Source organism: Oscillatoria sp. HE19RPO, assembly GCF_024220515.1.
In the GTDB taxonomy this organism is placed as follows: Bacteria; Cyanobacteriota; Cyanobacteriia; order Cyanobacteriales; family Laspinemataceae; genus Laspinema.
The window spans coordinates 17,618-28,845 of sequence record NZ_JAMXOT010000238.1; the positions used below are offsets into that span (position 1 = coordinate 17,618).

Below are 11,228 nucleotides of genomic sequence, written 5' to 3' on the forward strand. Positions count from 1 at the left end.
TTATTCTACTCCCATTTTGGAAATAGCCTGACATTCGCATTGAGGAAGGTCTTCTAATAAAGGAATCAAATGTTCATCCGGAACCAAGATAGCGCTGCCGTTATCTTCCTTGTACTTCTGGTTACGGAGGCGATCGCGAATTCCTCCCAGGCGACGGCTTGAGTCTACCGGCGATCTCGGTTGGGGCACTTCCGAATTCGGCCACAACGGTAAATCCACACAAGGACAGTTTTCCGGGGGAGTTCCCCGAATTTTAGCAGGAATCGGCATCGTACATCGCGCACAGAGCATCACGTCCCACTTTGGCGTTAGCAATTCGGCGATCGTTTCCTGGGTTCCCTCCAGATAACAACTCCCACTCTTTGGAGCCACGATCGCTTGCCAACATCTCTCAAATTCTGGACTGTAGGAATTGTCCTGGTAAATCGGGTCCGGCAGTAATTTATCCGTCCCATTATTCACCACAACCTTTTTGCCTAATTGGAACCAGTAGGCAAGATATTTTTTGACCTGTTCTTCCGTTGCCATAAATTTTCCTGAAATCTTTGTGCTGTACTGACGAATCAATCCCATTCGAGTGATTCGTAAGCTTCTTACTAAAACTAACAAATGGACAAAGAGGCGGTTTCCAGAGCGTTTCTAACGGATTCAGGCATCGCCAGTTCGGAGGATTTAGCCGCAACATCCAAGCAAGTTATCCATAAGGATAACCTACGCTGACTGAGATCCCTGGCGATTCTCTGCCCAATCTGAGGAAACATGAGCCTACATCTATCTTAGCTTGTGCTCAACCCAGACGGGTTAGAAAAATCCCCAAATTGAGTCTGAGAAATCCACCTCCGGGGGATATTTATTTTCAGGCTGAATTGTTAAGTTTTCCCTTAATCCTCTCCGGTTGGAGGCGGAGGGAGGACCGAACCGATCGCACTCAAATTCACGGCATGACCGCCTGTCACCAGATAAACTGGGTCGGCGATCGCCCCTAAACGGCGCACCAAATCCCCCAGGCGATCGCGAAAGCTTCGACCCATTGGGTAGGCGGGAACCACCCCCCATCCTGTCTCCTCCCCCACAAAAATTACTGTTCCTTGCTTCAAACCCTTCAGACTCTCCATCAACTCCTCTAAAATGCCCCTCCAGGTGGGGTCCTCTTCTTCGAGCAGATTCGCCACCCAAGTACCTAAAGAATCCACCAATAGACAACTGGGATGGTCCGAGGCAGTCCCTTGGAGAATCGCCCCTGTGAGTGCCAGGGGAACCTCTTGAGTCCTCCAGCTTGCCTGTCGCCGTTGGCGGTGGCGATCGATTCGCCCTTGCCACTCCGAGTCATCGGGATCCAGACGAGAAGTCGCCAGATAAATCACAGGTTTTCCCGATTGTTCCGCCAGCAGTTCCGCCCATTCGCTCTTACCCGATCGCGCCGGTCCCGTCACCAAAATGATCCGCTTCACCACCCTCTCTATCCCTGATTGCTGTTATTGGTTTAGTCTGGCGTCCCGATTTCCCTGAAAAATCACCCGCCCTGAGACCCTTGTTACCTTTCACCCGGTCTGTGTCTCAGTTGTTTTGCTAGAGCGGTAAGTTATACTGCTCCAAGGAGAGTTACTCCATTCCAGATAGTTTCACCGAGGGTCAAGGCGGTTGAAATCGGTTAAAACCAGGAACGAACGAGTCCAAACCGATCGGGTATCCTGAATTTTTATCGTAATTATAGCGTCGGTTTAAACCCTCAAATCCAAATAAAATCTTAAGACACAGACCCCCTTGGACCTGCGTCGGTTTGGAGAAAAGCCGCATGATAATCCATCGGAATGATCTCAATGTTTGGGAAGCAGACTCAATTCCCACTACGACGATCTAAAACTCACCACCGGAGCTAGACTCAATCGGAGTAACCCATTTATGCCACAGCCCGATATCTCTGCAATTATTTGTACCCACAATCGAGACATCTATTTAGGTGATGCGATTGATAGCTTACTCCAGCAAGATTTCCCCAATTTTGAAATTATAGTGGTGGATAACGGGTCGAGCGATCGCACCAAAGAGGTCGTCGCCCAACGGGAGTCAGACTCCCGCGTTCAATACATTTATGAACCCACCCTGGGATTGTCCATCGCCCGCAATACGGGATTTAAGCAGGCTAATAGTGCAATTTTGGCCTATCTGGATGATGATGCAGTCGCCTCTCCCCAGTGGTTGCGAATCCTGTGGAATGCGTATCAAGAAAATGAAAAGTTGGCGATCGCTGGGGGGAAAGTCACCTTAATTTGGCCCGAAGGGGTTGAACCCCCAATTTGGCTATCTCCGGGTCTAGCAGAGAACTTAGGTGCTTATGACCTCGGGGACCAAATTACCCTGATTCGTCAACCGGGTTTGACTCCGAGAGGGTTAAATTATTCGATTCGGCGATCGTTTCTGGAAAAAGTGGGGGGTTTTGATTTGAATCTGGGTCGCGTGGGGAAATCCTTGCTGTCCAACGAAGAACTCCACATGACTGAACTGGCCCTGAATCAAGGGTGGGAAGTGGCTTATTTGCCGGAGGCGACTGCCGCCCATAACGTGGCCCCAGAACGGTTAAAGCGCAGTTGGTTTTTGAGTCGTGGATGGTGGCAGGGGATTAGCGAGTGTTACCGCGAACAACTGACAGGACGCGCTGGCATCGGACAGTTGAGTAATGGCGGTGAAAAAGTGCTGCGGGGCGTTTATAAATCTTTAAAATATGTTCGAGATCCGGCCTTAAGCTTTGACAACTTGGTGTACGCTTACGGTCAGATTGGTTATTTAAGCGCAGCATTACGCTCCCTGTTTTTGGGTTCTCCATTTGCCGGATCCATATCCACATCGGCTGGGGAGAAGCATTCAGGCGATCGGGCCGAACCCGGTTAAAACCAGATAGAGCGAATTGGAGGTGGGAATGTGCCTAGGATGGAGATGAAGGAGGATGAAGGAGGATGAACGAGATTGGCAGAACAGGCTCAGGAGTATCGAGGGCGATCGCAATGTTCACCGACTCTTAACCCCCAAAGAACGCCCCCTACTCTATAAGTTTAAGAATCACCCTTAACCCCTGCGGGTCCCAAATCAACCTGTTATCCATACTGTAAGCTTGCGTTAAGTTAAACCAGATAATCATGGCCTCGACACCCTCAAAAATTCCAATTTCTGTTTTGATTCCCGCTAAAAATGAAGAAGCCAATCTCCCGGCTTGCCTAGCGAGTCTCGAACCCGCCGATGAAGTTTTTTTAGTCGATTCCCAAAGTAGCGATCGGAGCATTGAAATCGCCGAAAATTGGGGTGCAAAAGTCGTTCAATTCCACTTTAACGGCGGCTGGCCCAAAAAGAAAAATTGGTCCTTAGAAAACCTCCCCTTTCGCAACGAATGGGTGCTAATTGTCGATTGTGACGAACGCATCCCCCAAGAACTTTGGGAAGAAATGGCCCAAGCCATCCAAAATCCCAACTGTGATGGCTATTATCTCAATCGGAAAGTCTTCTTCCTCGGCAAATGGATTCGCTTTGGTGGAAAATATCCCGACTGGAATCTACGTTTATTCCGCCATCAAAAAGGCCGATATGAAAACTTAAATACCGAAGACGTTCCCAACACCGGCGATAACGAAGTTCACGAGCACGTCATCTTAGATCGTCCTGCCGCCTATCTGAAAGCGGACATGATTCATGAAGACTTCCGAGATATTTATCAATGGTTAGAACGGCATAATCGCTACTCCAACTGGGAAGCGAGAGTGTACTATAACCTCCTCAGCGGAAAAGACGACAGTGGCACCATTGGAGCAAACTTTTTCGGCGATGCCGTCCAACGCAAACGCTTTCTAAAAACCGTTTGGGTGCGCCTCCCCTTCAAACCCCTCCTGAGATTTATTTGGTTCTACATCCTTAAACTAGGGTTTCTGGATGGCAAAGCCGGGTACATTTATGGACGCCTGCTAAGTCAATATGAATATCAAATCGGAGTCAAACTCTTTGAACTACGCCAATTTGGCGGACAGTTGAATCAACTCTCCGCCAAACCCACCGCCAAAACCCCAACCCTTCCAGAAATCAAAGAATCAGCCTAAACCTAACCACAGATTACACAGATTACACAGAAAAAAATCCGTGAAAATCTGTGTAATCCGTGGTTAATTTACTACGGTTCCCAGCCTCCTTTATTCACCTCGCCAGATTTTGATAGTATTGTCTGCACTGCCACTAACAAGGGTCTGCCCATCCGGGCTAATGGCTACAGACCAAACTGAGCTAGAATGACCCGCTAGGGTACGGATTAAATTCCCGTTGGCCAGATTCCAGATTTTAATAGTATTGTCTACACTGCCACTGACAAGGGTCTGCCCATCCGGGCTAATGCCTACAGAATAAACCGCCCCCGAATGACCCGCTAGGGTGTGGATTAAATTCCCGTTGGCCAGATTCCAGATTTTGATAGTATTGTCATAACTGCCACTGACAAGGGTCTGCCCATCCGGGCTAATTGCTACAGACAAAACTCCGTAAGAATGAACCGCTCGGCTGCGGATTAAATTCCCGTTAGGCAGATTCCATATTTTGAGAGTCTTGTCATCACTGCCACTGACAAGGGTCTGCCCATCGGAGCTAATGGCTACAGACAAAACTACGCTAGAATGACCCGTTAGGCTGCTGAGTAAATTCCCGTTGGCCAGATTCCATATTTTGAGAGTCTTGTCATAACTGCCACTGACAACGGTCTGCCCATCCGGGCTAATGCCTACAGAATTAACCCCGAGAGAATGACGCGAATGACCCGCTAGGGTGTGGATTAAATTCCCCTTGGTCAGGTTCCAGATGTTGATAGTCTTGTCATCACTGCCACTGACAAGGGTCTGTCCATCCGGGCTAATGGCTACAGACAAAACTCCCCTAGAATGACCCACTAGGGTGCCGATTAAATTCCCGTTGGCCAGATTCCAGATGTTGATAGTCTTGTCATAACTGCCACTGACAACGGTCTGCCCATCCGGGCTAATGGCTACAGAATTAATCCCGAGAGAATGACCCGTTAGGGTGTTTGTTAGGGTGTTAACACAATCAGTCGCTTTACTAATAACACAAGGATTTTCTGGCAGATAATTGGACCCGCTTACTTCACCTATTAGGGGCGGTTGAGGCGGTTGTATTAATTGTTGTTCCAGTTCCTCAATGCCATGCCATAACGCCTGAGCATTCAGGGGGCGCTTACTGGCAACTCGCTCCATCAAATTATCGATAAAATCTAATAACAGGGGCGAGATTTCAGAGAGATGACTGCGCCAGTTAAATTCATCATTATAAGCATCATAAAACATCAAGGGATGTTGGCCGGTTAATAAATGGACAAAGGTCCGTCCCAAGGCAAAAAAATCAGATTGCGGTAACGGTTGAGCATTTTGCTGTTCCGGTGGCGTATATCCAGCAGAAGTGACCGACGTAATGCTACCAATACCGCCCACGTTCGCTAAATAAGTATAAGTTTCCTGGCGCGTTGTGCCGATGTCAATTAATACTAATCGCCCATTGGGACGAATCAGAATATTCAGAGGTTTAATATCGCGATGGAAAAAATGCTGTTCATGGACAAACTGTAAAATTTGGGCAATTTCTTTCAACCATTTAATCGCTTGTTCCTGGGTAATCCCTTGAGAATTCTGCTGCCCTAACCATTGTTCTAAATTCACCCCGTCAATCTTTTCCATGACAATGCAGTGCATCCCAAAACCCGATTGGGTTTGATACTGGAAGTAACCCTCCACTTGGGGAATGCCGGGGTGAGAGAGTTGACGCAAAACTTCTGCTTCTTGCTTAAATAACTCAACGGCTTTCAAGTCGCTATTCCACTCTGACTTGAGAACTTTAAGGATTTTTGGCGTCCCCTGCTCAAACACTTCGTAAATATTGCCAAAACGGCTGCGATCGCTCAATAGCCGCATGACCCGATAACGCTCATTCAGAAATAAGTCAGAACCGCAACTTTGACAGTAACGGTTATTGCTATTATCGAGGCGATCGGGTTGGCGGCAGTGGGGGTTGATGCAGAGGCTCATACAGTTGACCCAAAAAAATCCGTGAAAATCCGTGTAATCTGTGGTTCCCTATCTAATAATTAAACCACAGATTACACCGATGACACAGAAAAAAATCTGTGAAAATCCGTGAAATCTGTGGTTTAATCTTTTCATTCAACTGCTCAACGCAGTGAACTTATACCAAGTGTAGGTTGGGGTAGTAGGTCAACATATCATCCGTGGTCAAGGTATCTCCTTTCGCTTGCGGCGTCCAGAGGACCTCGAAGGCTAACAACTGTTCGCTACCAATGCCGCCAATTTGACTTAAGGCTTGGCGCATTTGGTCGGAACTGTTAATCGTGGGGAGTTGCAAATTACCTAATGTGCCAACTACTAGGGTCACCACAATATATTCGCTGGGTGCTTCCATTTCGGTTTTCACCAGTTCGCCGTTTTCATCGGTGGGCAATGACTTGGTTGCATTGCCATCGCGTAATTGGTTATTGACGTTGGAAAGGGTTTCCTCTTGGACTTTGGACCGTTCCCCGAGGGCGAGTTGGTTAAATTTGGCTTCGGCAACGGCTAACCGGGTTTTTTCCGATTGGGTGGCACCGTAAACCCAGTATTCGGGATGGCGCAAGAGGGCGAGGCTGACTTCTTGCAGGACTTGGGCGCGCCCTTCGGCAGACCCAGTATTGGCACTCATGGCGAGTTTATCTAGTTCGGCTTGTAGTTCCCGCGCTTCGGCTAAGAGTCCGACTTGGACTTGCCCGATCGCCACTGTCGGATTATTCGTGTATTCAGCAGTTTCTTCGCTACCAGCACGACGGAACGCCTGCATCAGGAAGTTGGCAAGGGCGATCACAATGAAGATTCCGAACAATCCCCCAAAACCGCCGCCAAAGCCAAAGAACGGCAGCAGGAAGGGGAATCCAAATCCACCCCCACCGGGATAATAGCCACCACCCCCGGGTTGATAGGTGCGGGTTGGGGAAGAATAGGGACGAGAGGGTGCACGGAAGGAACCGCCTCCGATGCGTCCCCCAGAACGAGCGGCAAAGGCGGCATCGGCGCTACCGAGGACCAAAACGACGACCAAGGCGATCGCCAGGAGGGGTTTGAAAAAGGGTTTAATTGCTGAAAGCAGTTTTCTATACATAAAGCAGCTAGGAAGTCCGATTCTCATCAAAAGGGTCCCGACTCAGAAGGTATCTGCTATATCAGTACCTTTCTAGCATTTGGGAGTCGGCAGGCAGATTATAACTTTCTGCCTCCCTTCTAATGTATCGTTTTCCTCTGCCAACCGAACTCGAAATCCCAAGGGATTTGGGGGAGGATAGCCGAACCTTGGGGTTTTTTCATCAATCTGAGTCTTGTACCCATTGCAACACCCTATCAAGGTGTATTTGTAGGGGCGCAATGCTTGCGCCCTTGTAGAGGCGATTCGAGAATCGCCTCTACATTTTGCCCCTGTCAACTATTTGTAGGGGCGCAATGCTTGCGCCCTTGTAGAGGCGATTCACGAATTGCCTCTACATTTTGCGGTCAATTATTTGTAGGGGCGCAATGCGCCCCTACAAAGGGCGCAAGCATTGCGCCCCTACAAGAAATAACCATTTTTCGGCATTAAATTTACCACCCATTCAGGGCTAGGTTTTAACCGCCGCCGGTGTTGCAATTGCTTCCCTTGGACCCTTTAGCCGCCACCGACAATGGTGACAATTTCCAGGCGATCGCCTTGCTGCATCTGAGTTCCCTCCCAAAATTGCCGATGGAGGATTTCCCCGTTGTACTCCACCGCCACCAACCGAGGATTTAATCCCAACTGTTCTAGAAACTGCGGGAGATTCAGTCCCGGGGGACAAGATTGGGTTTCACCATTTACTTGTAACGCTATTTCAGGCATTAGACTGGACATTCCGTTGTTCAACAGCTTTCAGAGTTTGAATCCGATTCATTTGAGATAGAAAATATTGGGTGACTAAAGTCGGCTGTTCCACCTCCATAATGCCGCGCACCACCGCCACCCGTTCGGCACCACAATCGAGGACATCGGTGAGGTTGTGCATATCGATGCCACCGATCGCGAACCAGGGGACCGAAGAATGCTCCGAAGCATAGCGGACATAAGCTAGACCCGCTGGAGTTTTGCCCGGTTTTGTCGGCGTTTCATACACTGGACCGACCCCAATATAATCCGCCCCTTCTGCGATCGCCCGTTGCATTTCTTCCGGGTTCGTGGTAGAACGACCGATTAAACGTTGAGGGCCAAGCAACTGGCGTGCAAAGGCAGTCGGCATATCCTGTTGTCCGAGATGAACCCCATCCGCATCTACCGCTAAGGCCAAATCCACCCGGTCATTCATAATAAATAGTGCCCCATAGTGGTGACAAATTTGGCGGAGTCGTTCCGCATTCCGGAGACGCTCCCCATCATCTGTATTTTTGTCACGGTACTGCACCAAGGTTAAGCCCCCTTCTAGGGCCGCTTCTACCACAGCGAACAACTTATCATGCTGGGACGTAACCAGATATAAAGGAGATTGATCCAGGAGTTGACGACGCCGGTAAGCGAGTAAACTACTTTCCAGGGTATAAACGCGGTAACGCATCTGCTTAAACACAGCGCCCATATCTGGATGATACAGCTTGCCATATTCCTCCAGAACCCGGAGGGCTTCTTCGACTCGGCAGCAATTGGCCTGTAACAGGGACTCAATGCCAGAGCGTTCTTCTTCTTGGGGGTGGCTCAGTTCAGTACCTGGGTCCTGTGGAGTATTCCGGGCCGCCCGCAGTTCTGGGGCGTGCCAACTTGCGAGTTCCTGGCGCATGGACTTACACTCATTGGCGAGGGAGGAACTTTGCAAGCCAAAGCGACACCATTCTTCAATAATCCGCAAGCCTTCGCGTGCCCGGTCTAAATTGGCATCTAAAATGCGACAGAGCGCCGGTTGCCATTGGAGGGTCCCTAAATCCGACACCCTTGCTAAACCGCTGTTGTTTTCAGCCATCGAAACCCCCTGTGATTGCTATATCCGAACCGTCTGTTTTAACCTTGGACATGAGGCGTGAATATTGAGGAACGCTATGATGCAAACTTATAATATCCTGTCCGCTTTTTTAATTTTTTTGAAGCAGCGAAATTTATTGTGGCATAAAAAATTAGACATCCGTTAATTTCATTGGATAATCAGGAGGGAAGAGATTGACACTCGGGCATTTTATCGGCATCTACATCAGATGAACTGCAACTGAAAAAGGTGATTCGTTTAGTAGGAGGAGAGTCGTGAGTTTCAGAAGCCCCCATCAATGGCGTTCATATCGGTATCGCATCGTGGCCCAGTTGGGAGTGGCTATGACTGCGTTGTTTTGGTTCTATGGGCCAACGGCGATCGCCCAAGGCATTCCCGAATTGCAAACTGCCCAAAATTCGGGAACCGAAGTAGCCTCACAAACCCAACTGTTTGTCAATCCCACCCAGGGGAATGACTCCAGTGGCGACGGGAGCGAATCCGCCCCCTTTAAAACGATTACTCAAGCGTTGCGACAAGCCAAACCCAACACCACGATCCGGCTGAGTCCTGGCACTTATAGCGCTGAAACTGGGGAAAGCTTTCCTCTGATGCTCAAACCCCAAGTCACCCTGCAAGGGGATACCAGCACCCGAGGACGGGGAATTATTATTCAAGGGGGAGGTCTTTACCTCAGTCGCAGTTCGGCAAGGCAAAATGTGGGACTGGTGGCTGCTGAAGGAGCCAGCCTCTCCGGAGTCACCCTAACGAATGACAATACCAGTGGTTATGCCTTGTGGATTGAATCCGCCTCAATGGAGGTCACGGATAACACCTTCACCGGCAGCGGACATGATGGGATTTCCGTGGTAGGTAATAGTGCACCGACAATTCGGGGCAATCATTTTGTGGAAAATGGGGCCAACGGCATCACCATTTATGGAACTTCCCGACCCCAGCTTGTGGAGAATGTGTTTGAGCGCACTGGATTTGGAATCAATATCGGACAGAAAGCGGAACCGATTTTAACGGGGAATCAGGTGCGGCAGAATCGAGATGGGGTGGTGATTCATGGCACCGCCCGTCCGGTGTTGCGGAATAATCAGATTGAAACCAATGAGGAAAATGGGGTGGTTGCCGTTGGCAATTCTCGTCCGGATATGGGGACTTCTGGTGACCCCGGGGGGAATGTGGTCCGCAATAACGGCCAGATGGATATTAATGGGAGTGCGACAAAAGAGATTATTCCGGCGTTTGGGAATCAAGTCGCCAGCGATCGCACCAGTGGACGATTGGACCTGAATGGGACGCTCAATCCCAATCTCAGCGCCCCGGTTGCCACTGCACCGCCACGCCCTTTACCTTTACCCCGGCCCGCAGCGACTCCGGCCCCCACACCACCAGCAACCCCAGCCTCTTTTCCGAGTCCCACTGCCACAACGCCTCAGCCTCCGTTATCGGCGACGGTGAGCTTGCCGGTTCCTGCACCGGGTGAAGGCATTCCCATTCCTGTACCGCCCCCCCAAACCGGGACTGCACCGGCACCGACACCGGCACCGCGAACCCCGGCACCGGCACCGGCGATCGGGAATCGACCTGGGGATACCCTACCGAACCTCTTACCCGTTCCCGATGGCAATCCCCCGATCGGAAATTGGGGCGCTGGAGTCCCAGTCGTAGGTGTTCCCAGTGGCGGTGCGGGTAATGGACCCCCGACCCCGCCCAGTCGCGCCGCCGCCCTGGGACTGCGCTATCGGGTGATTGTTAATGCCACCAGTAGCAGCGATCAAGCGCGGGTCCGTCGCGTTGTTTCCGATGCCTTCCGGACCCGAATTAATGGTCGGATGGTGATGCAGGTCGGAGCCTTTGCCACCCAAGAGAAAGTCGATGAAATGATGCAATTGCTTCAGCGCAACGGGTTAACTGGGGTGGTTTTAGATATCGAATAACCTTGAATCAACCTAGAAAACAATTCCCTTTCAGGAGTCATGATTAAGAGCAATTCAGGTTAACGAATTGTCAACCCTTAGACTCCTGAATTTTTTTTGCAAACTTTGCCAAGGGTAAGTTTTTTACACTTAGGGAACTCCAAAAAATAAAATCTCCAAAACGTTCCTTCGTAGTGACGGATCAACGGAATAGCCCCGTCAATGTAGGGGCGCAATGCTTGCGCCCCAGGGCGCAAGCATTGCGC

Annotated in this window: 9 protein-coding genes; 3 read left to right on the forward strand and 6 right to left on the reverse strand. The window is 49.9% G+C overall.

Annotation, left to right across the window (positions count from 1 at the left end):
- The gene (locus NG833_RS20815) at window positions 1–528 is read right to left on the reverse strand and encodes a hypothetical protein (protein ID WP_254567188.1); all 528 of its coding nucleotides are present in this window, start codon (window positions 526–528) and stop codon (window positions 1–3) included.
- 353 nt (window positions 529–881) lie between these two features.
- Window positions 882–1,454, reverse strand: a complete 573-nt coding sequence (gene cobU / locus NG833_RS20820) for a bifunctional adenosylcobinamide kinase/adenosylcobinamide-phosphate guanylyltransferase (RefSeq protein ID WP_254567189.1) — start codon at window positions 1,452–1,454, stop codon at window positions 882–884.
- A 448-nt stretch (window positions 1,455–1,902) separates the two neighbouring features.
- On the opposite strand from cobU, the gene NG833_RS20825 reads away from it, so the two are divergent.
- Together NG833_RS20825 and NG833_RS20830 are read left to right on the forward strand one after the other, a co-directional pair.
- A complete protein-coding gene (locus tag NG833_RS20825; RefSeq protein WP_254567190.1) occupies window positions 1,903–2,889 on the forward strand; it encodes a glycosyltransferase family 2 protein in 987 nt (328 codons plus the stop codon).
- A 245-nt stretch (window positions 2,890–3,134) separates the two neighbouring features.
- Window positions 3,135–4,082 (forward strand): glycosyltransferase family 2 protein, encoded by a 948-nt coding sequence (locus tag NG833_RS20830; protein ID WP_254567191.1) that lies wholly within the window; start codon window positions 3,135–3,137, stop codon window positions 4,080–4,082.
- 90 nt (window positions 4,083–4,172) lie between these two features.
- Here NG833_RS20830 and NG833_RS20835 read toward each other — a convergent pair whose 3' ends face one another.
- From NG833_RS20835 to NG833_RS20850, 4 genes are all read right to left on the reverse strand, one after another.
- Entirely contained in the window at window positions 4,173–6,062 is a 1,890-nt protein-coding gene (locus NG833_RS20835) for a serine/threonine-protein kinase (protein ID WP_254567192.1), read from the reverse strand.
- A 157-nt stretch (window positions 6,063–6,219) separates the two neighbouring features.
- On the reverse strand, window positions 6,220–7,182 hold the full coding sequence (locus tag NG833_RS20840; RefSeq protein WP_254567193.1) for a DUF1517 domain-containing protein: 963 nt from the start codon (window positions 7,180–7,182) through the stop codon (window positions 6,220–6,222).
- 537 nt (window positions 7,183–7,719) lie between these two features.
- Window positions 7,720–7,929 (reverse strand): sulfur carrier protein ThiS, encoded by a 210-nt coding sequence (thiS, locus tag NG833_RS20845; protein WP_015147635.1) that lies wholly within the window; start codon window positions 7,927–7,929, stop codon window positions 7,720–7,722.
- Window positions 7,922–9,034: a thiamine phosphate synthase gene (locus tag NG833_RS20850; protein ID WP_254567194.1), complete on the reverse strand. Its 1,113-nt coding sequence runs from the start codon at window positions 9,032–9,034 to the stop codon at window positions 7,922–7,924. The genes thiS and NG833_RS20850 overlap by 8 nt, the downstream gene beginning before the upstream one ends.
- A 275-nt stretch (window positions 9,035–9,309) precedes the next feature.
- Between NG833_RS20850 and NG833_RS20855 the strand changes: the two genes are divergently transcribed.
- Window positions 9,310–10,983, forward strand: coding sequence for a DUF1565 domain-containing protein (locus tag NG833_RS20855; RefSeq protein ID WP_254567195.1), 1,674 nt, complete (start codon window positions 9,310–9,312; stop codon window positions 10,981–10,983).
- Window positions 10,984–11,228 lie beyond the last annotated feature (245 nt).

Bases quoted from the DNA above. Each gene is read 5' to 3' on its own strand.
- NG833_RS20815 (WP_254567188.1), bottom strand. From the start codon at position 528: ATGGCAACGGAAGAACAGGTCAAAAAATATCTTGCCTACTGGTTCCAA.
- NG833_RS20825 (WP_254567190.1), top strand. From the start codon at position 1,903: ATGCCACAGCCCGATATCTCTGCAATTATTTGTACCCACAATCGAGAC.
- NG833_RS20830 (WP_254567191.1), top strand. From the start codon at position 3,135: ATGGCCTCGACACCCTCAAAAATTCCAATTTCTGTTTTGATTCCCGCT.
- NG833_RS20835 (WP_254567192.1), bottom strand. From the start codon at position 6,062: ATGAGCCTCTGCATCAACCCCCACTGCCGCCAACCCGATCGCCTCGAT.
- NG833_RS20840 (WP_254567193.1), bottom strand. From the start codon at position 7,182: ATGTATAGAAAACTGCTTTCAGCAATTAAACCCTTTTTCAAACCCCTC.
- thiS (WP_015147635.1), bottom strand. From the start codon at position 7,929: ATGCCTGAAATAGCGTTACAAGTAAATGGTGAAACCCAATCTTGTCCC.
- NG833_RS20850 (WP_254567194.1), bottom strand. From the start codon at position 9,034: ATGGCTGAAAACAACAGCGGTTTAGCAAGGGTGTCGGATTTAGGGACC.